The sequence below is a fragment of the Shewanella sp. SM73 genome (assembly GCF_025653795.1).
Taxonomy (GTDB): Bacteria; Pseudomonadota; Gammaproteobacteria; order Enterobacterales; family Shewanellaceae; genus Shewanella; species Shewanella oncorhynchi.
In genome coordinates this window covers 343945-370489 of record NZ_JAKKRY010000002.1, presented here as the reverse complement: position 1 = coordinate 370489, position 26545 = coordinate 343945, and the positions used below count along the sequence as shown (strand labels likewise).

Below are 26545 nucleotides of genomic sequence, written 5' to 3'. Positions count from 1 at the left end.
GAGCTGAAATCTAAGGTGAGTTTCAGCTCCTAATCTCGGTTTAGCTTTGCTTCTTAAAGGCCTGCAATGTTTGCAGTAATGCGCCTAACTGACGCACATAGGTTTCGAGTTCTTTAGGATCGAGCGTTTGATGTTCTTCCATGCGAGTTAAGTCATCGACCAACTCTTGCACATAGGGCAGAAAGCGATTACTCGAAGCGATAAAACCTTGTTCTGCCGTGAATATGCTGGTGAAGTTTCCATGGCCAGCTTTCTTTAGCTCATCTAACTTAGCGTCGGCGTCTATGGCTTGGCGATAGGCGATTTGAAGATTTTCTTTCAGTTGCTCTACAACCTTGGTATGTGGCATAACAGCGTCTCATTGCAAAATTTGCAGGAATTATAAGGGGCAAAGGATATGGCAACAAGCCAATGGCGACTAATTGCATCAATCTGTTTTATGGCGTTAGCGGGTTTGAGCGCAAAAGTGGTGGGTGCAGAAACCGATAAACCACCATTTTATCAAGTGCAATGGCAAGGCAAGAGCGCGTATTTGCTGGGTTCGATTCATATTGGACGTGCCGACTTTTATCCTTTACCCACCCAAATTGAAACCGCGTTGGGTAAAGCTAAGGGCTTAGTTGTAGAAGTCGATATCAATAAAGTCGATAGCACAGCCTTACTGCAACAATACGGCCGCGCCGATAAAACTAAGGGTTTAGATTGGCAGAGCCGAGATAAGCAAACGGTCGAGAGCATGACGCCCTATTGCGCGGCCACGGCAAATGTTTGTCAGTCGATACAATCTTTTGCACCTTGGCTGCAGGCTACTCAAGTTAACTTATTGCGTTATAACGACTTAGGTTACAGCACGGATTATGGCGTTGATATGCAGTTGATGGCTCGATATGCGGCTTTGCCTGTGTATCCGTTGGAAACCGCCGAGTCACAATTTCAATTGTTAGCGTCTTTTAATAGTCAAGAGCAGTGGTCTATGGTGCGTGAGGCGATTAGCGCATCGGATGCGGAGCTTTTATCGTTAATAACGGCTTGGCGTTCAGGTAATGAAACTGAGCTTGATACCATAATGCAGGAGCAAATGGGCGGCGAGGGCGACACTAAAATGCTAGAGAAAATCCTCTGGCAGCGAAACCATGTGATGGCCGATGGCATTATAAAATTAATGGGCTCGACTGACGTGACTTCACCTTTGTTTGTGGTGGTTGGTGCTGGCCATGTGGTGGGGGATAAAAGCGTGGTGCAATTGCTAGAGCAAGCAGGCGCCAAAGTGAGCGCCTGCTGGAAACAGACTTGTCAGTAATCGTTTAGGCAGCGCGTTTGTAACGACGCGCGTTCACACTGCAAAGCTTTGCCCTAAAAAGTGCACATATCGGCCGAGGGAAATATAGGGTTCGCGTTGCGAGTACTCCAGCTCCATTTGTAGCAGCTTGTGATAGTCGAAATCCGCGGGCTGACTCTTTTTCAAATAGTCGTGGATTACACGCACGCCAGACTGGCTGATGAGCGACATTCGCCACTCGCTAAACCAATCTTTAACTTCTTGAATATAAAGAGGATGAGTGGGAGTTAGTCGCACTTTCTTCTTCACTTTTAAATCAGCGGCGACGTAATCGAAATTGCCCGACACTAAAGCATGAAAGCGCATGGCTTCTTTGTTGTAAAACATCAAAGAGAATAATCCGCCGGGTTTTAGCATAGTAAGTAAACCCGCTACAGTTGGCTTAGCATCCGTTAACCATTCAACGACCGCATGACACAGTATGATATCGAAATAACCATGGTTATCGACCGATAATGCTTGGATAGGCGCATGGATAAGCTGGATAGCTAATGGTTCAGGGGAGGCATCAATTTGTTCTTTGGCTTGAGCCAGCATCTCAGCAGAGATATCGCAGAGTACAACTTCGTGGCCGAGGCGCGCTAATCTTTGGCTAAAGTAACCAAAACCACCGCCCGCATCTAATACTCTGAGTTTTTTATCCCCCAGTTTTGCCAGCGCGGGGACGAGGTCGCGCCATAGCACTGCGGCACGAATTTCGCCCTTGGGCGTACCATAGATGTTTTTCGCAAATTTTTGCGCGAGCTTATCAAAATTCTTATCTTGCACGTGATAACTAGGTTAAAGAGAGTGGAACGATAGTGTGGCACAGTCGTAAATTTTTCGCACTCTGGAGATGTTATTGCCGAGTTGAGATGGATAAATTTGCATCGTTAATTTTTAATGTATTGATTTTATTAGTAGTAATTATTCCTACTAAACTTAGGGATACACAGAACTCAGTGCTCTGGGTTATAATCACGCCGTTTTCGCCAAACCTGACTCTATATACCCAAGCGACCTGAAGATACGAGTTTCAGAGCGCCTAGGGTGCTTCAATTCAAGGCGCATCAATGACAGAATGTCGGCCACCTTTTGAATTGATGCAACACGGAAGTGAAGTGCCCTAGGCGCTCCGTCCCGGCGGGTTTTAACGCACTTTATGCTGTGTTGGTTATTTTGAACTTAGTCCACTAGGTCCGCAAATAACCGCAATCGCCATGGATGGCGTGAATGCCATTTATGCAGGAGCAATAAAGGGCCTTGCCTAAAGTGCGTTAAATTCCCGCTGAATCCTGCATTTTCAGGTTGTTTGGGTATAGTTGTCCATTCGGAGAGTCAGCATCAGCCCTTATTAAGACGCAGTACTGCCTGTTTTACACTCGTTATCAGCTTGATTGATCAGACGTTACTCGTCTGTGCGGGGTAATTTATGACAATGTATTTTTGTGCCAAGGGATAGTTAATTAGAAGGTACTCAGACTTGAATAATGCATATTGTGTTGAATTGAACGCGATGCCGTCGCTGTTTTCTCTTTATCGCAAGATCTTCTTTGGCCGTAAGCCTGGTTGGGATCAACAGCCGTTGCCCCAAATCAAGGTGACCGCGCCGCATGTGACTGTGTCTGAAGCTAAAGTAAGCCAATATGCGCAGGTGTGTGGTTTTCAATTTGACGGTAAAGTTCTACCGCCAACCTATCTCTACGTGATGGCATTTCGCCTGCATGCGGTGATCTTTACCCACGATGGGATCACTTTCCCACTGCTTGGGATGATCCACCTTAAGAATCGTATTCAAGTGTATCGGCCTGTGACGGTGGACGAGACTTTCTCCCTCGAGTGCGCTTTGACCACGAGCCGCGAGACGGATTCTGGCTTAGAGTTTGAATTTGTGTCTAAGGCGTTTGTGGGTGAAGAACTCGTCTGGGAATCGCTATCCACCTATTTATATCGTATCGATGTTGCTGGACGTCGCGTTCGCCCACCTAAAGCCATTGATATGGCATGGGAAACACCACAAAGCTGGAGTTTGAGTGAAGATTTAGGTCGTCGTTATGCTAAGGCATCTGGCGACTATAACTTGATCCATCTGCATCCCGTGCTTTCAAAGCGTTTTGGCTTTGATCGAGTGCTCGCCCATGGCATGTGGTCTAAGGCCCGTTGTTTAGCAGAGTTGATGCCAAGTATTGGCGATCGTCCATTCACTGTGGATGTGACCTTTAAGCTGCCACTCTTGATGCCTGCCGATGTTGGATTTGGCTATGAGCAGAATGCTAATAATATGGTATTTGAATTACGTGACAGCAAAGGCCGTCGACCTCATTTAAGTGGCGATGTGCAGTTTTAAGCCGCACTCAATAATACATACAACCACGGCGCCTTCTGGCGCCGTTGTTGTTTATGGTTGTTGCTTTTGAGAAACAAAAATCAAGGTACGCTGTGACCCATAGATGCCTACCAGATACTGAACCATTGCTAATGACTGAGCTCGATCTCATTGGCGGCGACGGCGCTCTTGAGCCGCTCGAACGCAGGGCAGATTATTTGATGCAGATTAAGGAATCGCTCATTAACCCTTTCGACGGCTATATATCTTAAAGCCAATCACCTAATATCCGCCCTATTCAATGAGTGTTGTTAGTTGAACTCTCATACTAAACCAGAGTGTATCTGAAAGGGAGAAACCGACGCATGCTGACAGATATGGATATTTCGAATCGCGCTAGCCTAAAAGACATTAATGAACTGGGCGCCGACTTAGGTCTATTACCCGAAGAGATGATGCAATTTGGTCACACTAAAGCCAAGGTCGAGCTCAGTGTGTTGCAGCGTTTGGCTGGGCAGTGCAAAGGCAAATTGATTATCGTCACCGCAGTCACGCCTACGCCTCACGGTGAAGGTAAAACAGTGACTAGCATTGGCTTAACGCAATCGTTAAATGCCATAGGCAAAAAGGCCTGTGCCTGTATTCGCCAGCCCAGCATGGGGCCTGTATTTGGGGTAAAAGGTGGCGCTGCGGGTGGCGGTTATGCGCAAGTGGTGCCCATGCAGGAGATGAATTTGCATCTCACGGGTGATATTCATGCCGTGAGCAGTGCCCACAATTTAGGGGCTGCGGCGATTGCGGCGCGGCTATTTCATGAAGCGCGCTTAGGTAAGGCGGAATTTGAGGCGCAATCTGGGCAAGCGTTTTTGGATATCGATCCCAGTGAGATCCGTTGGCACCGAGTGGTCGATCACAACGATCGCTGTCTTAGGCAAATCCAGGTGGGCTTAGGCGATAATAATGGCCCAGAGTACGCCTCCAGTTTTGATATCACCGCCGCCTCAGAGTTAATGGCGATTTTAGCCTTAAGTCATAATTTGGCGGATATGCGGGCGCGGATCGGTCGTTTAGTGCTGGCCTTAAATACCCAAGGGCAAGTGATCACTGCCGAAGACTTAGGTGTCGCTGGCGCGATGACGGCCATCATGGCGGATGCGATAAAGCCGACGTTAATGCAGACTTTAAATGGTTCACCTTGCCTTATCCATGCGGGACCCTTTGCCAATATTGCCCACGGTAATTCATCCATTATTGCTGATGATATCGCCCTCAGACTGGCGGATTTTGTGGTGACTGAAGCTGGTTTTGGCTCAGATATGGGCTTTGAAAAGTTCTGTAATATCAAGGTGCGTCAATCGGGTCAGGTGCCGGCCGCCGCTGTGCTGGTCACCACCTTAAAAGCGCTGAAGGCCAATAGTGGTTTGGTGTCTGAGTCAGATATCAATCTACCAGATCAGGCTCGACTCGAAGCAGGCTTTGCAAATTTAAACTGGCATATCAATAATGTGGCTCGCTATGGTATTCCTGTGGTGGTTGCCATTAACCGTTTCGCCACTGACACTGATGCCGAGTTGCAATGGCTAACTGAAGCCGTCAACGCGAGCAGCGCCTTTGGCTGTGAGGTCAGCGATGCTTTTAGCCAAGGGGAGGCTGGCGCTGTCGCCTTAGCGCAGACTGTGGTTCGCGCCGCTGAAACCGAGAGTCAGTTCAAGCTGTTATATTCAGATGAAGCCTCATTGGAGGCTAAGTTATCCACCTTAGCCGAGGTGGGGTATGGCGCAGCGGGCGTTAGCCTTTCTATCGAGGCCAAACAACAGGCGCAGCAGCTGACCGTATTAGGTTATGGACATTTGCCCCTGTGTATGGCCAAAACGCCGTTATCAATTAGTCACGATCCTAGCTTAAAGGGCGTTCCTCAGGACTTTGAGATCCCAGTGCGTGGTTTAGTCTTGCATGCTGGTGCGGGGTTTATCACCGCCTTGGTGGGGAATGTGATGACTATGCCAGGACTAGGGCTGAAACCGGGTTACTTAAAAATTGATATTGATGCGCAAGGTGAGATAGTCGGCTTAGGCTAACACTTGATGCAGAGATTTATAGGCCAGAGATAAAAATAAGGGCGAGCTCATTGCAACGCCCTTCTTCTCTCGTTTAACGCTGGTTTAAAGCGGTGATTTCGTGGTTTGATAGATATGCACATCACGCTGTGGGAAGGGAATACTGATCCCTTCGGCGTCAAAGCGCATTTTCACTTCGCGGGTAATGTCCCAATATACTTCCCAGTAATCTTCCGGTTTTGCCCAAGGGCGAACGATAAAGTCGACCGAAGATTCGCTCAATAGATGTAGTTTAATCGTCGGTTCTGGCAATGGTTGTACCTTAGGATGCGCTTCGACGATGGACTTGAGAATCGCTTCAGCCTGTTCGATGCTATCGCTATAACTGATCCCAAAGGTCATATCGACTCGACGTTGATGCTCAGCTGTGATGTTGTTAATTGTGTCACCCCAAATCTTATTATTAGGAATAATAAGACGTTGGTTATCCATGGTTTTAATCGTAGTGGAGACCAGACTCATGTGACTGACGCGTCCGGTGACGCCAGCGGCGTTGATCAAATCGCCCACATCATAGGGACGGTAAATTAAGATCATCATGCCTGAGGCGAAATTCGACAGGGTATCTTGCAGGGCAAAACCAATAATAACACCCGCGATACCAAAGCCTGCGAGCAAGGGACCAAGTTCGATCCCAAGCTGTGAAAGGGCAATTAACAGCCCGATAGTAAAGACGGCTTTACCTGATAGCGAGGTGAAGAAGTCTTGTAATAACTTACTTAAATTCAACTTAGAATTGCTAACGGTATTTTTCACTATCTGTTTGGCTAACTTGCCGGCGAGACCCGCAATAAACAAGATCAAACAGAAAACAAATAACTTAAACACGACGGTAGGGCCGTGATTAATCGCTTGTTCTTGTGCCGTATTTAGCCACTGCTCAACGAGACTTGATGCCACATCAAAGTTCAACACATCTTGAGTGATATCACCTGAAACACTAAAGAGTGTCTTTTTCAGCGCGGCGGTATCATGGCCTAAAGCGTCGAGTAGGCTGATGTCGATATTTAAGCTCTGACTATTTTGTGCTAAGCGTTCCTTTAACATCATTACGTGGCTGGTTTGCGCCGAAGTGACATCTTTACCTGCATTGGTTGCGGTATCGATTGCTGCTTGTAGTTGCTGCTGGGTATAAGTCACTAAACTTTCTAGCGTATCGGCACGAGCTACTAAAATTTGCATCAGTGATTTTTGTGCTTCGCTAATATCTTGGCCAACTTGTTCGAGCCAAGTGAGCGTCTCGAGTTGTTGCTTGTAATAGGTGTCTTTTTCTAATTCGCGCTTTGATATTTCCAGTAGAGTCGCATCATCTGTGCTCGAACCTAATTGCTGTTCTAATTTACTAATGTTGTCATCGATATAAGCATCAATTTGTTGGATGTAGTTAAGTTGTCCTTGGATTAATGGTTGCAGAAAAGCTTTGTCGATTGGCGTTGCTTCGAGCAGATCTTTAATCTTATTACGTAACTGTAAGGTTTTGTTTTGAATTCGATATTCAACAATTGTCTTCAATTCGCCTTTGGCATTTTTTAGTTTACGTATATCCGTATCGATAGCCTGTTGCAGCATTGCCAGTTCAGCCTTGAGCGTTACAGGAGTGCTGGATGGGCTTTCGGTTGCAGCGACAGGTTCAGTTTGCGCTTGGGATGAAAGGCTGAGTAGTGGTATTAGCAGGGCAAACACGAGAGCGAGGTAGCGGTGCATAGGAGTGATCTTAAGTAGAAATATGTCTGAGTATGATAGATGTTGCCGGATCTACTGTAAAATATCTGCGAGTGAAATAGCCCTTGGAATTAAACTTTTTTAGGGTGGGGTTGATTTGAGCTTAACCTTGAGTGCGGTGCTTTATCTGCTTTTTCCGACATTTTGGGTATTTACAGGCCGAACTCTAGTCGGTATCTGGTAAACTTGCGCATCGTTATTTAGGAATCGTGTTTTCATGTTGTGTTCCCATTGTAATCAATACATCAAGGTCAGTGACATTAGCAAGCAAAGAGGCAAAGGTTTCGACGCTCAAGTGCGTTGTCCCCATTGTGCGGCTTGGTTAGGCCGCAGTCCAACATTGGCTAAACTCAAGTTATTAGGATTTTATTTGAGTGTGTTTACGGCGGGATACAGTTACTTTGATGCCTCTGTGCGGTATTTTGCGATCCCTGTAATGATTTTTTCGTTGATGTTGTTGTTTGTGAGCCATTTTATGGATCAAGTCATCACCATTGAAGCGCCCGAGCAAGTCGATGATAGCGATCAAAGACAGAAGTATCGTTAGGCTAATAAGTGGATTCGTCATGGATAGGAAAATCAGCGGTACAATTTTCCAGAGATGAACATCATTTGAGCGCCTTTAGCAGGCGCTCAAAATGCAACTAAGAGGATTTAAGGGGCGAACTGCAGGCGCGCTTAATGAGTCTTTGTTTACTGCACGACTTGTTCTTGACTCGTTAAGGAGTGCTCAACGTAATAAATACCACCAAATATCACCGCGCTGAAGATGACTATCCCTAAGATAAGCCCTAAGTTTTCACGAAAAAATGCTAGCATAATAGTTGCCTTTAGGTGGATAAAACGGAGCCATATCGAGCTTGATTTCGTCATTGTGCTCGCAGACATAAAAACTAAATACACTATAGTTACACTCACTTAAGCTAATCTTAAATGCGTTTTTTTACCTGAGTTCTCGCAAGATCCTACCGCTATTGATACAAGGAGTTATTGGTAAGACTGGGTACCTCAAATATCTTGTAACCTTTTGCAAAGCGATTACCTTATTGCAACTTGCTATTGCACTGACATAGACTTATGCAACTTTTTAACTATGGGGACGACTGAGTGAGACTTAAAAGTCACATTAGACGCACAATTTCGGTATGGCTTGCTGCCGTACTGATATTGCTGTCTCTTGCTGCCTCAGCCCATAGTGTGACCCATCTTGATGATGGCGCTAAGACTCACTGTACCCTGTGCTTCCATCAGCACCAACTCAACAAGATTTTATTGACCCATCCGCTGACGCTGAATTTAGCTATACAGCATTTCGATGTGGTCGAATTTATTTTACCCTCCTCTATTTTTGAACACGTCAGTGTTTATCGCAGTCGTGCGCCTCCCTTCGCTCTCTAAATCAACTTAAAATTTTAACTTATTGTATTTCTTGATGACTTAACATCGGTCGTCGAGTGCTAGTTGTATTTTGGAGATATCATGACTGTTTTAAATACCCGAATTTCTTTGGTGGCTTTGGCGTGTGCGCTCGTTTCGCCTAGCTTATTTGCAGAAGACTCGAGCTTGACCAACCCTAATATCAGTGGTGTGCTAAATGGATATTATCAGACGGGAGAACGCCCATTAGCCGAGAGTCCAGATGGCTTTGGTTTAGGTGAAACTGAACTGGCGATGAGTGCCAATATCGATGATATGTTTTACGGTAAAATCACCGCAGTAGTTGAAATGCATGACGGTGAGACTGAACTGAATCTGGAAGAAGCCTTTATTCAAACCATGGCGATGCCAGCGGGGTTTTCTATCCGTGGTGGCCGTTTCTTATCGGACATTGGTTACCTCAATAACCAACATTTACATACTGATTCCTTCACCGACCGTCCTGTGGTTTACCGTGCATTTTTAGGGGGACATTATTTTGATGACGGTATACGTTTTAACTACGTAGCGCCGACGGACTTGTATTGGACCATGGGCGTTGAAGCCTTTAAGGGCGATAGTTTACGTGCTGCCGATGAGCATGGTGAGCGTGAGTTTAAGAAGGTCGGTGTTTATACCTTGTACTCAAAAATAGGTGGCGACATAGGCGATAATAGCTCATGGCAAGCGGGGTTGAGTTACTTGCGCAACGAAAATGGCCAAGTGACTGCCCATGAAGAAGGGGAACATGAAGATGAGCATGCCCATGGTGATGAGCACGAAGGTCATAGCCATGCCGCATCTTACACAGGTAAAAATACCTATGGTGCTGATTTTGTTTATAAGTGGGCGCCTAACGGTAACTACAAATATCAAAATCTCACTGTGAGCGGTGAGTACTATCGCGTGAGCGATTTTACACCTATCGATTTACATCCTGAGGATGCTCCGAGCCAAGATTACCACCAAGGTTGGTATCTGAGCAGTGTGTACCAATTCACGCCGAGCTGGTCAGCGGGTGTGCGTTACGGTGAAGCTGATACGCAAGAGCTCCATGGCGATCATTTTCATGGGCAAAAGTTGAAGGAATCTGAGGTGAGTTTGGCTTGGCATTCTAGCCACTTCTCGACGGTTCGTTTCCAGTATACCAATCAAAAGGGTACTAACTTCGACGGAATTGAAGACGATAACATCTTCACTATTCAATACATTATGTCTCTGGGGGCTCACGGTGCGCATCAATTCTAATTTAGCTAAATTGGCCGCTGTGGCCTTATCTGTCACTTATACTGGTTTGGCCCATGCCGAGCTGAATGTGTTTGCCTGTGAACCTGAATACGCGGCATTGACCAAGGAGCTTGCTCCAACGGCTAGCATCTATTCGGCAACGACGGCATTACAAGACCCTCACCAAGTGCAGGCGCGTCCGAGTTTGATCGCTAAAATGCGTCAGGCGGATCTTGTGGTGTGCGCAGGTGCCGATCTTGAAGTGGGTTGGTTGCCTATGCTGCAGATGAAGTCGGCAAACGCAAAAGTGCGCTCGACCGATCAAGGCTTATTTTTCGCCGCCGATCAAATCGAGACCTTAGATAAACTGGCCACTGTCGATCGCAGCATGGGTGATGTGCATGCTCAAGGCAATCCACATATTCATTTTGACCCGACGCGACTGTTAAAAGTCGCCACGGCATTGAGTGCGAAGCTGACTCAGTTAGATCCTGCTGGTGCGGCCGATTATCAACAGTCACTGACAGATTTTACCACTCGCTGGCAAGCTGCTGTCCCGCGTTGGGAAGCGCAAGCTAAGGGATTACAAGGTAAAAAAGTGATCGCTTACCACTCAAGCTTCAGATACTTATTCAACTGGATTGGTATCGAGCAAGTGGCAGATTTAGAGCCAAAACCGGGTTTAGCTCCCACTAGCGGCCACTTAGCGAGTCTGCTGACGCGCGCCGAGCAGGGGGATATTCTGGCCGTAGTTGTGGCATCTTATCAGGATGAGCGCGGTGCAAAATGGCTGGGTGAAAAAGCGAACTTGCCCGTGGTAATGCTGCCTATGTCTGTGGGGGGGAATGATAAGAGCCAAGATTTATTTAGCCTGTATGACAGCGTGATTTCCCTCTTAAATGGAGTGAAATAAACCTATGTTTGATCTTGAGCTGATGTCGATTCTGTTGCCTGCATTGGCTGCGGGGATCTTAGTGTTGTCGACGCATATTGTACTTGGGAGACAAGTACTTAAGCGTGGCATCATCTTTATCGATTTAGCGATAGCGCAAGTTGCAGCCTTAGGTGCCATCGTTGCTCACATGGATCACAGATTAGAAGATATCCCTTTTTCTAATGTGTGGATGCCCGCTGTATTTGCCCTTGCTGGTGCAGGTTTTATCGCTTGGTTAGCTAAGCGGATGGCGGGTGAGTTAGAGGCTATGATTGGCTGCTTTTACGTCTTGTCTGCGGTAGCCGCAATGCTGTTGCTGGCAAACGACCCACACGGCGCGGAGTTGTTAAAGCAATTGATGTCAGGTCAGATCCTGTGGGTGAGTTGGTCACAACTGATTTTGCCGGCTGTAGTGTATTCACTGGTGTTATTAGCGATATTCCTGCGCCCCCAGATGTTGGACGGGGCAGGATTTTATCTGCTATTTGCGCTAGTGATTACCTTATCGGTTGAATTAGTAGGTGTTTATCTGGTGTTCAGTACCTTGATATTGCCAGCTTTAGCGTTGAACAAGTACCGTGGTAAAGGTCGGCTATTTTACGCTTACCTCGTCGGTTTACTGGGCTATGTTTTGGGCTTAGTTCTATCGGCGACCTTAGACCTCCCTAGTGGTGCGGCAATTGTCGCGACTTTGGCCGTGAGTGCCTTAGTGATCCGCTTTGTGTTAAGTAAAGTCTCGCCTCAGGCAACTGAGTCTGAAATCCTACCCAAGCACCACGCTTAGTTCGATATTAATCTTAAAGCCCATCGATACACTGGAGGTTCAGTATATCGATGGGCTTTTTTTGCTTGCTTGTTAGCAAGTCAGCTTACAGATGTAAACAATATATTGAGTCCCAAAGCCATGGTGGCTATACTGTCGCCACTTTTACAGTCGGAGTAAATCGTGCTTTTAATCGTCAGATCAATGTTGTTGGCGGTATCTTTGTTGCTTGCCTTTATTTTTGGTGGCTTAGTGTGTTTATTAAGGCCTCGCCATCGCGACAATGTACATATGTTCGCCAAGATCTTCTCATCGGTTGCGCCAATCCTTGGGATTAAAGTGATTGTTCGCCGGCACGAAGATGTGCAGGACGGCCCGTATATTTTCTTAGCAAATCATCAGAATAACTTTGATCTCTTTACTCATACGACAGCAGTTCCTAAAGGTACAGTGAGTTTGGGCAAGAAGAGTTTGGCGTGGATGCCGCTATTCGGTCAAATTTATTGGTTGTCAGGTAATATTCTTATCGACCGTAAAAACCGTCACAGTGCCTTTGATACTATGGCTAAAACGGTTGAAAAAATTAAGCAGAAGAATCTATCCGTATGGATTTTTCCTGAAGGTACACGTTCGCGTGGTCGTGGTCTGTTACCTTTTAAAGCGGGAGCTTTCCATACTGCAATCGCGGCGGGAGTGCCAGTGGTGCCAGTGGTTGCTTCGTGTCAGAGCCATATTAAGTTAAATCGCTGGAATAATGGTGTCGTCATCATCGATATGATGGCACCTGTGCCGACCGCAAGTTTAGATAAAGCCGATGTGAAAAACTTCTCTGCGCAAATCCATGCCAGCATGTCGGCGAGATTTGCTGAGATAAATCAAGAAGCGGCAGCACTTATGGGTAAAACTCTCGCGAGTGATGACGTATAATAGCGCCAATTTGAGCCAGATTTACCTTAACGGAGACAAATCCATGTCTATTGAAAGTCAGTTAAAAGCCCAACTTGCAGAGAATCGTGACATAGTGCAAGCCCTGCTTGACGATGGCTCAGAGCCTGATGCGGAATATATTATTGAGCATCACTTTTCATCGACCAATTTTGACCGTCTTGAAAAAGCGGCTGTGGATGCCTTCAAATTAGGTTTTGAGGTAAACGACGCTGAAGAAATGGAACTAGAAGATGGTTCAATTATTTTCTGTTTCGATGCTGTCGCGCACCACAAACTAGAAGTTGAATTACTGGATAAAGCCGCAGAACAACTGCTGCAATTAGCGGTAAAACAGAAAGTGGAATATGACGGTTGGGGCACCTATTTCGTCGGCGATGAAATGGATGACGAAGAAGATGAAGAAGATGAAGACGATGGTTTCCCTCATTAATTCGTTGGCGGATCTCTAGTTTAATCTTCACTTGTTTTAAATAAAAATGCCCATCATTGATGGGCATTTTTATTGGGTATACTTAGGATTTACTTGTTTTACTCGTATGTAAAACACTGCAGTTACGGCCTTTTTGTTTCGCTTCGTACAGGGCTTTATCGGAGCAGGAGATCCAGCTAGAACTGCTGGTAATATGGGAGCCAATTTCACATACGCCTAAACTTACCGTCACAGTAATCTTCAGGCTTTCATACACTATGACGGATGCGGCGATTTTCTCCCTGAGTCGCTCGGTAAAGTTCATCGCATCTGCGCCGCTGGTTTTAGGCAATACAACCGCAAATTCTTCGCCGCCATAACGCCCTGCACAGTCGGTATCACGTAAGGATTGGCTGAGTAAGTGGGCGATATGCTGAATGACTTTATCACCCGCCACATGGCCATAGCTGTCGTTGATATGTTTAAAGTTATCGATATCTATCATGACTAAACTTGCCATACCTGAGTAGCGGGCATACAAGTCGTACTCGTGGTCTAAACACTCTTGCCAATGACGACGATTATGCAACTGAGTTAGACCATCGGTTTGGCTAAGGCGTTCGAGTTGCTCGTTGGCAGCTTTAAGTTGCAATTTGTTGATGGCGATATCTGTCACGTCATAAATAATCACACTGATATGGGTCACTTGTCCCGTGAGCGATGCCAGCGGCAGCAGGGTCACGTTCTGGTACATATAGTCTGCACGGCCTGTAATCGGGCGATAGTTTTTAAATTGGAAAACGTACGGACGTTGTTCCCAGCTGATAAAAGCACGGTTTTTAAGCATGAAAACCGATTCCATTTTCTGCTTTAACCAAGTGGCAGGCAGATCGGGGAAGCGGGTAAATAGGTTTTGACCTTTGATCGAATTAGGGGAAACACCGCTGTGATTCTCCATAAAACCGTTCCACAGCTGGATATTGTAATGGCGATCTAATACCACTAATCCCACCTCTATGGTTTGTACCATATCGATGAGCCAGTGTAGTTCGTTCATTGCGCTTTGGTCATTTGACATAGGATAAAATCCAACTGGTTAATCGAGTAAATAGCCGAGTTTATAGCTAAGTGTGGGGATAGAATCCTCGGTGAAGAGCAGTAGCAAATCGCATTGAATATTATGATCTTCAATCCGATAGTTGATCTCCATTGCCAAAGTTCGGTGCCATTTCTCTGAATTATCATGGATCAGATCGTTAACCGTGCAGTGCCGTCCTAGCACGACAGGGTGAGCCTGACTAAATTTCATGTCGAGCTGTTCAGAAATGCCGTTAAGGAAAGCGCCTATCAGTACGTTTCCAGTATCAATTAGAACTTCTATCTCAGTATTTTTGTCTTCTGGATTAGCTAATCCCATCAGCTTGGCCATGTCTTTAAAGCTGGAATCATGGAACAATAGCAGGGCCTCTCCCGCAATACCCGCCCCGATAAAACCTTGGCAGAGCGCGGATACCGTTGAGCTTTCTTCCGTGGCTTTGAGCGCCATGGTTAACTCACTGACTTCAAGCACGTTCACATTAGGGATAGGTAGTAACACGAATACATCGAGTAACTTAGCTAATAGATCGGCGGCGCGTCCCATGGCAACGTTGGCTATTTCTTGGCAAGCGTCGCGCATGTCGACTTTGATCATCGGGACTTCGTCGGTGAGATCTTTCTGCGTCAGCGTTAAGATGCCGTAATCTTGTAAAATGTTGCTGATGGCATCGGCGCTCACCGGTTTTTGAATAAAATCTAACGCACCCAAGGCTTTAACCCGCTCGTGAGCTTTGATTTGAATATCGCCGGATACCACAATAATCAGCGCGGGTAAGTCCTGTTGCTGCACTGTTTGCAGTACTTCATAACCGTCCATTACAGGCATGTTGAGATCGAGAAACACCACTTCGCCTTTTCCAGCGCGGATGGCATCAAGGCCTTCGGCACCATTGGTCGCATAAGTTATTTCCACATCCCACTCTTTGGGGAGTGTGCGGGCCATTTGCTTACGTGCCATGGCGGAATCGTCACAGATGAGTACAGATATTGACATGCTGACTAGTGATCCTTATTTGCCCATTTATTGAAGATAACACTTATTTTTTAGGTCTGACTGACGAATTGCGTTCTTCGGGCAAGTCTGATTAATATCTTTTATATGTAACTTATAGATATCATTGATAAATTTATATTTTCTGATGGCATTAAAATTTGAATCATTGTTGAATCAAATCATGCAGAATCTTAAATCGAACTAGCTAATGTTGAGTAAATAACAAGGATATAGTGACTAAAAAAGGACTATAGAATCCATATATTGCTGCCCAATCATCCTTCGCTGCAGGTAGCATTGCGATACTGGTGTCGATTATTAGTAGTTAAATAGCTAGCGGTTAAATACGCTTAATTATTGAGCTTGCTAAGGCTATCTAATCGAAAAATACATTAGGATTACTGCACGTAGTGATGACAGCCTAACATAAGTTGCCTTCAATCCATGATGGAATTGGCAATATTTTGACTCAAGTCAAAAAACAGGCTCATGTTATATCTTTTAGTGAATTATGCCAAACGTGTTAACATTTATTCTGGACTGACCAGTAACGGAATATTTCATGAGTGGCCAAAGTGTACAAGTTAAAATCGATGATGGCATCGCCTATGTGTTGCTTAATCGTCCTGAAAAAATGAATGCTATTAACTATTTAATGTTTAGTGAGCTTGACTGCGCGATTAAAAGTATTAAATCCAATCGTGCGGTGCGAGCCGTGATCCTCTCGGGAGCGGGTGGGCATTTTAGCTCTGGGCTCGATGTCAAAAGCGTCATGTCGGCACCGATGCAGGCAGTTAAGTTACTGTTTAAGGGCTTACCAGGGAATGCGAATTTGGCACAGCGGGTGTCACTAGGTTGGCAAACCTTGCCTGTGCCAGTGATTGCCGTGCTTGAGGGCTGTTGCTATGGCGGCGGTATGCAGATCGCTTTAGGCGCAGATGTGCGTATTGCTAGCCACGACAGTAAGTTATCTATCATGGAAGCGAAATGGGGACTTGTGCCAGATATGGCGGGGTTAGTCTCATTAAGGCAAATTATGCCTAAGGATCAAGCCATGTTACTTAGCCTGACGGCAAAAGTGCTGGAGAGTCATGAAGCGCTGGCCTTAGGACTCGTGACACAAGTGAGTGAGACGCCCATGGAAGCGGCGCAACAACTGGCGCGGCAACTGATGCAAACCTCACCGGATGCGGCTGCGGCCATCAAACTTAGTATTAATCGCAGTTGGACTGCTTCTATTCGTAGCCTGCTGTGCCGCGAGTCTATTAGTCAGATTCGGTTATTGTTAGGCAAAAATAGCAAGATAGCGGCGACGCGTCAGTTGAAAGATCCGCAGAAGCCCTATCGGGATCGCCAATCGGGTTGGTAATACTATTTTGTCTGAATTAGCTTAAATCGCCGTTTTTACTGCGCGCCGCTCATTCGGGCTGAAAAGCCTTTAATCGCATTTAAGCAATTTTGCCATGCGCTCTCGTTATCTAAATTGAGCGCTAGGGTAGTTTGGCGATAGTTAGGGCTTTCTAAGGTCACCGCGAGTTTTTTGCGATTGTCGGCCGTCTCCAATGAGGCTGGGTGACCGTCTGGCGATTGAATATCTAAAATGGGCAGCGTAAGTTTTGCTAGTTGTTCTGCGAGTGCTTGATTACGCTGTTCGTCCTCACGATAGGGATTAATGACGATCAGCACATCAGGATCGGCAATCTTCTTCTGGCTTAATAGGCTAATCAATAATCCTGCACTTTGGTCGGCGGTGATCAAAATACGTTTTCCCGCATAATCTGCACCGACGGCATCTAACTGCGACATGCTTTTGACGAGAAAATCTTCCTGCTCTTGCAGATGCTTGCTGTTATCTTCGGGCTTGATTTTAGGGCTTGGTTTGTTGGACGGTGAGCTTAATTGCGCGGCGCCAGGCGAGGTCACTTCAGTGGCGGCGGTAGCAAAGTTAGCTGCGGGCATTTCAGTTGGCGGAGTTAAACTTAAGCTGGCCCAACCGGCAGGATTGATATTGCGGCGTACAAACGCCATCAATCCCGGCGCGTCTGCGGTACCATTGGTGGCGGGCAGGATTATCGCCGCACCAAGTTTCTTTTTACCTTCCCATGGTCGCACTAACAAATCGTAGGGCTGATTATCAATCGTGATTTGTTTAATTTCATTTGTGGGTAGATAGCTGTGATTCGACTTTTTGGCACTGATTTCGGCTGGCACAGATGTTGGCGGAGTTGTTGTCGTGTCTGCCGCGTAGGTAGCGATGGTTGTGATGCCGAGAATGAGGCAAAAGAGGAGTGAAAGAATGCGCGGCATAGAATTGATAACCACCTGTGTAGTCTCATAAATTCATCAGTGTTTGAGTATAACCTGAACAATTACCAAAAAGTGAATTTTCCTCGCCAAAGAATTGCACCTGTTATTTAGTATAAAAAGTCACTTGTAATAAAAGGCCACTTGGAATCGAAAGCCACAGGGCATAAAAAAGCCCAACGCTGAGGCTGGGCTAATTGATGGAAACCTGCTGTTCCGCTTGGGTCTATACGTGGCTGACGAGCACCATACGGATCGCATCGAGTTGTAACTGGCTGGCATCTAGATAAGTGTTTAACTCTTGCATCTGATTGCGCAGGTATTCCAATTCTTCCTCACGGATATTGGGGTTCACCGCCTTGAGTGACTCTAAACGATCAAGCTCTGCGCCCAGTTGCTGAGTCATTTTCTCTCTGGCTTGGGCGACCATTTCATCGACAACCACTTGAGCATATTCTTCACCCTTAGCAAATAGCGGATGCAAAATAGGCTGAGATGCCGTGACTAACTTGCCGCCAATGTGACGATTCACCGCGCTTAATTGCTTATCGAAACTGGCGTAATCCACTTTTGCCGATAGGTCGTTACCGTTTTTATCCAGCAGCACGCGAATGGGGGTAGGCGGTAAATAACGGTACAACTGGCTCGACTTAGGTGCTGAAGCATCGGCCATGTAGATGAGTTCTAAGAATAAGGTACCTGCTGGCAGGGCTTTATTTTTTAGAATTGCGACGCTGGTGGTGCCAGTTTCAGAACCTGTGATCAGATCGAGTCCCGTTTGCACCAGCGGATGCTCTTGGGTGATCAGCGTAATATCATCGCGTGATAACGCTGTGTCACGATCAAAGGTCACTGTTACGCCATCTTCTGGCAAGCCAGGGTAAGTTGGGAACATCATGTGCTCACTCGGGCGCAGAATAATCGAGTTTTCACCCTTATCTTCTTGATCAACACCGATAATATCCCACAGACGGATCACTGAGCCGATTAAATGAGTATCACCGTCACTTTGGGCAAGGCGGTTGACGATTGCCAGTGCCTTCTCGCCGCCGTGTGAGTTGATTTCCAGCAGCTTATCGCGGCCTTGCTCCATGGCGTGCTTGAGTTCTTTATAACGGCTCTGGGTGTGATTGAGCAGGTTTGTCAGCTCATCGCTGTCATCACCCACAAGCACGTTTAATAGATCCTCGGCAAATTCACTGTAAAGCACATGACCACTCGGACAAGTGAGTTCAAAGGCGTTCAGCCCTTGGTGATACCACTGCATCAAACGTTCTTGGGCAGTATCTTCAAGGTATGGCAAGTGAATTTGAATATCATTTTTCTGGCCGATACGGTCTAAACGACCGATTCGCTGTTCCAATAGATCGGGGTTTAGTGGTAGATCGAACAGCACTAAGTGGCTGGCAAACTGGAAGTTACGGCCTTCAGAGCCAATTTCAGAACAGATCAGCGCCTGTGCGCCGCCTTCCTCTTGGGCAAAGTAAGCGCCGGCTTTATCGCGCTCGATAATCGACATACCTTCGTGGAATACCGTTGCTTGAATCCCTTCGCGGGTACGCAGGGCTTCTTCTAAGCTCAGGGCGGTTTCCGCTTGGCTGGCGATGATCAGCACTTTTTTGTTACGGTGGGATTTTAAGAACTCGATTAACCAATCCACACGGGGATCGAACTTCCACCAACTGGCGCTGTTATCTTCAAATTCTTGATACAGTTTTTCAGGGCTTAGGGCTTGCGCCGCTTTCGCCTCTAATGACTTGTGTCCGCCCATCATGCCGCTGACACGTGCGGCAGTTTGATATTGATCTGGCATGGCATGGGGATAAGCGTTAAAGAAACGCTTTGGAAAGCCTTTTACCGAGGCGCGGCTGTTGCGGTATAAGACGCGGCCAGTACCGTGACGGTCGAGTAATTCTTGCAGTAATTCGCTGCGAGCAGTTTGCTGTACTTCGGCATCAATACCGTCTGCTTGGATTAAACGAATACTTGGGCTGATGTCTTTCTCGCCCAGTAATTCGGTCAAGCTGTTGATGGCGGCATCGGGTAATTTAGCGTTACCAGCCAAGGCTTCGGCGGCAATGGCGACGTCTTTATAGCTGTCTTCTTCGGCTAGGAAGGCATCGTAATCGTAGAAACGATCCGGATCGAGCAGACGCAAACGGGCGAAGTGACTCTCATGGCCGAGTTGATCCGGCGTTGCGGTTAACAGTAAAACGCCTGGGATTACTTCGCTTAATGCTTCAACCACTTGATAGGCGCGGCTTGGCGCTTCTTCGGTCCATTCTAAGTGGTGCGCTTCGTCAACCACTAACAGATCCCAATCGGCATCTAGGGCTTGATCAAGACGTTTTTTCTTACGCAGTAATTCGAGTGAACAAATCACTAACTGTTCTGTGTAGAAAGGATTGTCGTGATCGGCATAGGCTTCTACACAACGGTCTTCATCGAATACCGAAAAGCGCAGATTAAAGCGGCGCAGCATTTCCACTAACCACTGATGGCGCAGAGTATCGGGCACGATAATCAGAATGCGTTCGGCGCGGCCGGTCAGCAGTTGTTGGTGAATAATCAGACCTGCTTCAATGGTTTTACCTAAACCCACTTCATCGGCTAACAGTACACGCGGTGCATAGCGACGGCCGACTTCATGGGCAATCCACATTTGATGCGGAATAAGTCCAACGCGTGGACCTTGCAGACCCAGCAAATCCGATGAGGCCAGTTTGTGGCGCAACATTTGGCATTGATAACGCACACCAAAACGGTCGAGGCGATCGATTTGGCCAGCAAATAAACGGTCTTGGGGTTTGTTGAAACGAATATTGTGGTTCAGCAGGGTTTCACGCAGTGTAGCTTGCTCGCCTGTCTCACTGTGAATGCCGTGATAGATCACTATCCCGTCTTTCTCGGTCAATTCACTGACCGCAAGGCTCCAGCCTTCATGGCTTTCAACCGAATCGCCGGGATTGTATATAACGCGTGTCAGAGGGGCTTCTGCTCGGGAGAACATACGGTTCTCACCCGTGGCAGGGAATAATACAGTGACCATACGGCCTTCTACTTGAACCACAGTTCCTAAACCAAGCTCTGACTCGGTATCACTTATCCAACGTTGACCTAAGGCGAACGGCATCTTAAATTCTCATTTCTAGGCGGACTCTAACAAAGGGCGCGTATGTTATACCAATACTCGTGATATTTAAATCGCCCTCTCACCCGTTAGAGCCTAATTCCCAGAGTGCTAGATTACAAATTGTACAAGCGACAAAATTGTCATGCCAGTACATGAAACTGTCACGCTAATGTCACATCCGCGGTTATACACTGCTTCGAGTCTGTAAGGTAAACAATGGTTGCTGTATTGTTATCTCGTGAGTTTGGTGCCAATATCAACTTAAGGTTTAAGTGCGAGTAAAGTGCTATCAACTTGAACCTTATGATCATTCTTTGCCATAAGCTTTGCCAGTAATAGGAGCCGTGTAACTTTTATTGAGACTCAAAAGTGTGTTTAAACTTTAATGAAGCACTCTGGAGGCGCCATGGAACAAGACGACAGAAAGTTGTTTGTACTGGATACCAATGTGTTACTACATGAACCTTTGGCGATCTATTCGTTTAAAGAGCACGATGTGGTCATTCCGATGACAGTGCTAGAAGAGTTGGACCAGATTAAAGATCGAAAGAGTGATGTGAGTCGTGATGCTCGGGTTGCTATCAGGGCATTGGAAGATACCCTAGGCGGTGAAACTACCCCTGAGCAGATTATCAATGGCGTCCCTTTACCCAGCCGAGAGGGTCATGCCGATGCCGTCGGTTCGCTCTCAATTTTCCCTGATCACCTTGTCGATTTTACCTTAGGCGCACTGCCAGGAGATGGAAACGACAATCGCATTATCAATACCGCGCTACATCTACAAAACCTACATCATCCCCGTACCGTTGTCTTAGTCACCAAAGATATCAATATGCGCCTTAAAGCCAAAGGTGCGGGTATTCAATTGGTTGAGGATTATCGAACTGACCAGTTGATTGATGATATCCGCTTCCTCAGTAAAGGCTTTTACCAGTTTGAAGGTAATTTTTGGGAGCACTTGAACAAGGTCTCCACCGAGCGCCACGGTAGACATACAGTGCATGAAGTACCGCTCAAAGACCTCGAAAATGATAATTTTTATATCAACCAATATCTTATCGACACAGAGTCTGATTTTTGCGGTCGTGTTATCGAGCGCACAGACACCCATTTACATATTTTAGATTTAGGCCGTGAGCGGGTGAAAAACCTCGAGGCATGGGGTGTTAAACCTAAAAACGTCTATCAAGGCATGGCATTGCAGGCGCTGCTCGATCCCGATATCGATCTGGTTATCTTAACCGGCCCTGCGGGTTGCGGTAAAACCTTGCTCGCCATGGCGGCGGCGTTGGAACTGGTGGTCGAGCGTAATCGCTACGACAAAGTGATTGTCACCCGAAACACCCCTGAAATCGCCGAATCTATCGGCTTCTTGCCCGGCACGGAAGAGGAGAAGATGATGCCGTGGCTGGCCGCGATTACCGATACGCTCGAAGTGCTGCATAAGAATGATGTGAATCCCACGGGCAGCATGAACTACATCATGGAGAAGGCTAACATTCAGTTTAAGTCGATAAACTTTATGCGCGGGCGGTCGATCCAAAACTCCATAGTGCTATTAGATGAATGCCAAAACCTCACTGCCTCGCAGATCAAAACCATGATCACCCGTATGGGCGAAGGCACAAAATTGATTTGTTGCGGTAACTTAGCGCAAATTGACTCTAACTACTTAACTGCTGTTACCTCAGGTTTAACCTATATTGTCGAACGTTTTAAGGACTTTGAAGGCAGTGCCAACGTGTATCTGAATGGCGTGGTGCGTTCACGCTTAGCGGAATACGCTGAAGAGCATCTGTAAAGCAGGTCAGTTTAATTTAGGGTAATGACTAAGGCCTCAGATATGGAGGCCTTAATTTTATGGAGTAGTAGATTTTTAATCGACTTATCAGTGGTATGAGTAGGCTTTATCTGACAATTATTTTATGTGATTGGCAGTTCCTTCCTGCTACTATATGGAGCTCATAGTTTTTGCCGCCGTAGGCTGAAATTAAGCGCTGCAATCAAGGGTAGTGGATGAAATCGAGTGAGCCGGATCTCCAACTAAAATCGCCGATCCAGAAGAACTACAACCGTGCCGTTTTTTATACGTACATCGGCGTTATCGTCATGTCTTTGTTGACTGCATGGATGTTTTTCGACCGCCAAAAAGCACAGCAGATGGAGCAGCGTGAAGAGCAGGTTCAACGCCATGTATTGCAAATCGATCTGCTACTTGAGTCGAGCATTAGAGCGGTAAAAAGCTTACGCAACGTTGCTGTGGATCATTTACGTTTGGGCGAACTCGTGCGTAAAGAACGCTTACCCCAATACGGTAAATTCAACGAAAGCGGCCAGTATTTTACCTTAGAACCTAGCTACGCCCAGAGCGGTGAGCCTTTTACCAACATGGGGAGGATTACTGGTGCGGGTTCCCTCGACGGCCGCGACGACAAGTTCTATCAAGAACTTGAGATGTTGTTTGAGCTGTCACTGTCCTTCCCCGTCGCCAAAGAAGCCGCCCCGAAAGCCTCGGCGATTTATTACCTGTCGAAACGTAGGATCATGTCCTACTTCCCTTGGTCGAATGACGATCAACGTTTTAGGGACGAATTACTCAACAAGAAACAGTTCCAATACGCTACCCCAGCAATGAATCCGCAGCGCAGTGTATTTTGGAGTGAAGCCTATGTTGACTCCACGGGCAAAGGCTTATTGACCACTTTAGGTGTGCCCATTTATTTGGATGATGAGTTCATTGGCTCAATCAACTTAGACATGACGCTTGCCTCGTTAGCGCGGCAAATTCGGGTTTACTTTAAGATGCCGGGCACAGTGATTTTGCTCGACCAACAGAACAATATTTTATCCCACAGCGATTTTGATAGCTCAGATATCAATCGGGTCTATCACATCAGCCAACGTATTCCCTCTGAGCTGCATTCTTTACCTGAGTCGGAATTGTTCGATGCCCACGACGGCATCATTCGTAACGGCTATTACATTCACTCGGTTGCCCTGCATAACGCGCCTTGGCGTTTACTGTATTTGCAGGATGAAGACGACCTATTCCAAGACTCGTGGGAAAAACTGCAGCTGACCTTTATTTTAGTGGTTATCGCCCTGTCGGTGTTGGTGACCATAGTGCATTGGCAGACGCGTCGATCTTTTGTGAGTCCAGCCTCGCGACTACTGTCGCACCTTGAGGGCTGCTCCCAAGAGCCACGTAAGCCACCGGAGAAAATCACCCGTGGCTGGGAGCCTTGGTTCTTGTTGGTCAGTCGGATCTTTGAGGAAAACAAACAATATACCCACCATCTGGCTGAGCAGAATAAGCGGCTCGATAAGCTAGTGGCGCGGCGTACTGAACGCTTAAAAGACACCACAGAGCGGCGTGAGCGCGAATATGCGCTACTGCGATCCCTGCTTGACTCGATTCCTGAAGCGATTGTCTTTAAAGATAAAGAAGGCAACTATTTAGGTTGTAACAAGGCGGCTGAACGCATGCTGGGTTACACAGAGCGCGAGATGATAGGTTTATCATCTGAGGATCTGACCTCGCCTGAAATGGGCATACGTATCCGCGCCGAAGACGAACAAGTCTTAAAAGATCGCACGCCGCTGCGCTACCAAGAAAAGGTCGAGCTTGCGGGCAAACCTGTGCTGCTCGATACCCTTAAGCTGCCTTTCTACAATCGCCGCGGCGAACTGCAGGGATTGATTGCCGTGTGGCGTGATGTGACGCGGGAATACGAATCCGCTGAACAATTACGCCTGTCCGAAGAGCGTTATCACTTAGCTATGGATGCGGTGGAAGATGGCCTGTGGGACTGGTATTTAGACTCTGAACAGATCATTTGTAACCCAGCCTATTATTCTATGTTGGGTTATAAAACCAATGAATTCCCCGCTTTAGTATCGACAATTGATGAATTATCCCACCCCGACGATCGTATTCGCGTCGAGGAATACCGTGCTCAGTATCTTGCTGATCCCGTCGGTGCTTTCGAAATTGAATTCCGTATGTTAGGTAAAAATGGCGGCTATCACTGGGTGTTATCCCGTGGTCGTGTGGTGGAGTTCACCGCCGAAGGTCAGCCCAAACGTATGCTTGGTACCCATAAGGATATTACCCGCCATAAGAGTAACGAAGTGGCGTTGCTTGAAGCCAAGCAAGACGCCGAACTCGCTAACCTCTACAAGAGTGAATTCTTGGCCAACATGAGCCATGAGATCCGCACACCGATGAATGCCATTATCGGTATGTTGCAGTTGGCACAGCGCACTTCGTTAACGGCGCAGCAGAAAGATTACCTCGAAAAAGCCGGTTTCTCGGCGCAATCGCTGCTGAGGATCATCAACGATATTCTCGACTTCTCTAAAATTGAGGCGGGTAAGTTGGAGCTTGAGCGGGTGCCGTTCCCGCTGGATAAAGTGCTCGATCACGCTCTGGATCTCAATGCGCTCAAGGCACAAGAACAAGGCGTCGAATTACTCTTATATGCCCCCGTGACGGCGGGACTCATTCTTAAGGGCGATCCGCTGCGCTTAGGCCAAGTGCTGATTAACTTGCTATCGAATGCGGTGAAATTTACCCAATCTGGCGAGATTGAGCTCGGCTGTGAAGATGTCGGCGAGCGGGATCATCGGATTACCTTGAAGTTCTGGGTGCGCGATACGGGTATCGGCATAGGTAAAGATCAACAGGATAAGCTGTTTGATGCCTTCGCCCAAGCCGACGGTTCGACCACTCGTAAATACGGTGGCACTGGCTTAGGTTTGTCGATCAGTAAGCATCTGGTGTCTATGATGGGCGGCAAGATGCAAGTGCAGAGTGAGCTTGGGGTCGGTAGTACTTTTAGCTTTACCATCAGTTTTGAAATTGCCGAAGCCGCTAAGATTGAGCCTTTGGTCGTGCCGGAAAAACTCAATAGTCTACGCACCTTAGTCGTTGACGATAACCCGACGGCACTGCAAATCTATTCGACCTTGATGCGAGATTTCCACTTCGACGTCGATACTGCCGCCAGCGGCGCAGAAGCGCTTTATAAACTGTCGCGGGCACCAATCGATCTGTTATTGCTCGACTGGATGATGCCAGAAATGGACGGTAGCGATGTGGTCAGCGCCATAGATACTATGGTTGCCGAAGGCCGCTTAGCGAAACGGCCTGTGATTATCATGATGACGGCCTATGCGGCAGAGCCCTTGCAGCATGAAGTCGATAGTGCCAATGTGTTTGCCGTACTGCAAAAACCGTTTAAGGCATCGAGTCTGTTCGATGAGATCATTGCCGCCTTTGCCGATGAACCGAGATTGAATGTGGTTCAGCCTATGGTTGAAGTTCAAGTTGAGGAAGGGGAGCACACAGGTTTAGTGCTGCTGGTGGAGGATAACTTTATCAACCAGCAAGTGGCCACTGAGCTCCTTAAGAGCGCTGGCTACGAAGTGGTGCTGGCCGACAATGGTCAAGTGGCGCTGGATACCATCGACTCGCGGCCGTTTGATGCCGTGTTGATGGATATTCAAATGCCAGTGATGGACGGGTTAACGGCCGCAAGGGCATTGCGTGAGCGTTTTAGTGCCGATGAACTGCCTATCATTGCCATGACAGCCCATGCCATGTCGGGCGACAGGGAAAAGAGTTTAGCAGCAGGGATGAATGCCCACATCACTAAACCCATAGTGCTCAACGAATTATTTGAAACATTAAATCACTGGATCAAACACAAGAACCAGCATCAGAATCGTTAATTTATTTGCTCGGGGCCAGTGATGGCCTCGCATTATTTACTTTAAATCAATCGCTTGAGATAAGCAGTTATCAAAGATGCCAATGACTTATAAGGTAAATAAC

General features: G+C 46.9%; 21 protein-coding genes. 13 read left to right on the top strand and 8 right to left on the bottom strand.

Annotation, left to right across the window (positions count from 1 at the left end):
* Window positions 1–40: 40 nt before the first annotated feature.
* Window positions 41–349 (bottom strand): prephenate dehydrogenase, encoded by a 309-nt coding sequence (locus L5M51_RS04805; protein WP_263171810.1) that lies wholly within the window; start codon window positions 347–349, stop codon window positions 41–43.
* Window positions 350–397: 48 nt separating this feature from the next.
* Here L5M51_RS04805 and L5M51_RS04800 point away from each other — a divergent pair, with 48 nt between their 5' ends.
* The gene (locus L5M51_RS04800; RefSeq protein WP_263171808.1) at window positions 398–1300 is read left to right on the top strand and encodes a TraB/GumN family protein; all 903 of its coding nucleotides are present in this window, start codon (window positions 398–400) and stop codon (window positions 1298–1300) included.
* 33 nt (window positions 1301–1333) lie between these two features.
* Here the strand turns inward: L5M51_RS04800 and L5M51_RS04795 are convergent, their stop codons facing one another.
* Window positions 1334–2107 (bottom strand): methyltransferase domain-containing protein, encoded by a 774-nt coding sequence (locus tag L5M51_RS04795; RefSeq protein WP_219234758.1) that lies wholly within the window; start codon window positions 2105–2107, stop codon window positions 1334–1336.
* Between the two features lie 727 nt (window positions 2108–2834).
* Here L5M51_RS04795 and L5M51_RS04790 point away from each other — a divergent pair.
* Entirely contained in the window at window positions 2835–3665 is an 831-nt protein-coding gene (locus tag L5M51_RS04790; RefSeq protein ID WP_081729006.1) for a MaoC/PaaZ C-terminal domain-containing protein, read from the top strand.
* A gap of 344 nt (window positions 3666–4009) precedes the next feature.
* Entirely contained in the window at window positions 4010–5722 is a 1713-nt protein-coding gene (locus L5M51_RS04785) for a formate--tetrahydrofolate ligase (protein ID WP_263145474.1), read from the top strand.
* An 84-nt stretch (window positions 5723–5806) separates the two neighbouring features.
* On the opposite strand, the gene L5M51_RS04780 is transcribed toward L5M51_RS04785, so the two are convergent.
* On the bottom strand, window positions 5807–7465 hold the full coding sequence (locus L5M51_RS04780; RefSeq protein WP_263145476.1) for a mechanosensitive ion channel family protein: 1659 nt from the start codon (window positions 7463–7465) through the stop codon (window positions 5807–5809).
* A gap of 235 nt (window positions 7466–7700) precedes the next feature.
* Between L5M51_RS04780 and L5M51_RS04775 the strand changes: the two genes are divergently transcribed.
* Window positions 7701–8030, top strand: coding sequence for a hypothetical protein (locus L5M51_RS04775; RefSeq protein WP_263145479.1), 330 nt, complete (start codon window positions 7701–7703; stop codon window positions 8028–8030).
* Between the two features lie 146 nt (window positions 8031–8176).
* Here the strand turns inward: L5M51_RS04775 and L5M51_RS04770 are convergent, their stop codons facing one another.
* Window positions 8177–8302, bottom strand: coding sequence for a hypothetical protein (locus L5M51_RS04770; RefSeq protein ID WP_105250299.1), 126 nt, complete (start codon window positions 8300–8302; stop codon window positions 8177–8179).
* 288 nt (window positions 8303–8590) lie between these two features.
* Between L5M51_RS04770 and L5M51_RS04765 the strand changes: the two genes are divergently transcribed.
* The 6 genes from L5M51_RS04765 (at window position 8591) to rraB (ending at window position 13201) form a co-directional block, all read left to right on the top strand.
* The gene (locus L5M51_RS04765) at window positions 8591–8881 is read left to right on the top strand and encodes an ABC-type zinc uptake system zinc chaperone (RefSeq protein WP_219234755.1); all 291 of its coding nucleotides are present in this window, start codon (window positions 8591–8593) and stop codon (window positions 8879–8881) included.
* A gap of 81 nt (window positions 8882–8962) precedes the next feature.
* Window positions 8963–10147 carry a hypothetical protein gene (locus L5M51_RS04760; protein WP_105250297.1) on the top strand — a complete coding sequence of 395 codons (1185 nt, stop codon included), beginning with the start codon at window positions 8963–8965 and terminating at the stop codon, window positions 10145–10147.
* Window positions 10131–11039: a metal ABC transporter solute-binding protein, Zn/Mn family gene (locus L5M51_RS04755; protein ID WP_263145484.1), complete on the top strand. Its 909-nt coding sequence runs from the start codon at window positions 10131–10133 to the stop codon at window positions 11037–11039. Before L5M51_RS04760 ends, L5M51_RS04755 begins: the two co-directional genes overlap by 17 nt.
* A 4-nt stretch (window positions 11040–11043) precedes the next feature.
* Window positions 11044–11844: a metal ABC transporter permease gene (locus L5M51_RS04750; protein ID WP_168827353.1), complete on the top strand. Its 801-nt coding sequence runs from the start codon at window positions 11044–11046 to the stop codon at window positions 11842–11844.
* 162 nt (window positions 11845–12006) lie between these two features.
* On the top strand, window positions 12007–12750 hold the full coding sequence (locus L5M51_RS04745) for a 1-acylglycerol-3-phosphate O-acyltransferase (RefSeq protein ID WP_219234754.1): 744 nt from the start codon (window positions 12007–12009) through the stop codon (window positions 12748–12750).
* Between the two features lie 43 nt (window positions 12751–12793).
* A complete protein-coding gene (gene rraB, locus L5M51_RS04740; RefSeq protein ID WP_263145488.1) occupies window positions 12794–13201 on the top strand; it encodes a ribonuclease E inhibitor RraB in 408 nt (135 codons plus the stop codon).
* Window positions 13202–13283: 82 nt separating this feature from the next.
* Here the strand turns inward: rraB and L5M51_RS04735 are convergent, their stop codons facing one another.
* Window positions 13284–14258: a sensor domain-containing diguanylate cyclase gene (locus L5M51_RS04735; protein ID WP_113939163.1), complete on the bottom strand. Its 975-nt coding sequence runs from the start codon at window positions 14256–14258 to the stop codon at window positions 13284–13286.
* A gap of 18 nt (window positions 14259–14276) precedes the next feature.
* Window positions 14277–15272, bottom strand: a complete 996-nt coding sequence (locus L5M51_RS04730; RefSeq protein WP_028759518.1) for a response regulator — start codon at window positions 15270–15272, stop codon at window positions 14277–14279.
* A 562-nt stretch (window positions 15273–15834) separates the two neighbouring features.
* Here L5M51_RS04730 and L5M51_RS04725 point away from each other — a divergent pair.
* A complete protein-coding gene (locus L5M51_RS04725) occupies window positions 15835–16641 on the top strand; it encodes a crotonase/enoyl-CoA hydratase family protein (RefSeq protein ID WP_263145490.1) in 807 nt (268 codons plus the stop codon).
* 35 nt (window positions 16642–16676) lie between these two features.
* Here the strand turns inward: L5M51_RS04725 and L5M51_RS04720 are convergent, their stop codons facing one another.
* Together L5M51_RS04720 and rapA are read right to left on the bottom strand one after the other, a co-directional pair.
* Entirely contained in the window at window positions 16677–17579 is a 903-nt protein-coding gene (locus L5M51_RS04720; RefSeq protein ID WP_263145658.1) for an alpha/beta hydrolase family protein, read from the bottom strand.
* Between the two features lie 223 nt (window positions 17580–17802).
* Window positions 17803–20709: an RNA polymerase-associated protein RapA gene (gene rapA / locus L5M51_RS04715; RefSeq protein WP_263171806.1), complete on the bottom strand. Its 2907-nt coding sequence runs from the start codon at window positions 20707–20709 to the stop codon at window positions 17803–17805.
* 406 nt (window positions 20710–21115) lie between these two features.
* On the opposite strand from rapA, the gene L5M51_RS04710 reads away from it, so the two are divergent.
* The gene (locus L5M51_RS04710; RefSeq protein WP_105250289.1) at window positions 21116–22510 is read left to right on the top strand and encodes a PhoH family protein; all 1395 of its coding nucleotides are present in this window, start codon (window positions 21116–21118) and stop codon (window positions 22508–22510) included.
* A gap of 215 nt (window positions 22511–22725) precedes the next feature.
* Window positions 22726–26442 carry a response regulator gene (locus tag L5M51_RS04705; RefSeq protein ID WP_263171804.1) on the top strand — a complete coding sequence of 1239 codons (3717 nt, stop codon included), beginning with the start codon at window positions 22726–22728 and terminating at the stop codon, window positions 26440–26442.
* Window positions 26443–26545 lie beyond the last annotated feature (103 nt).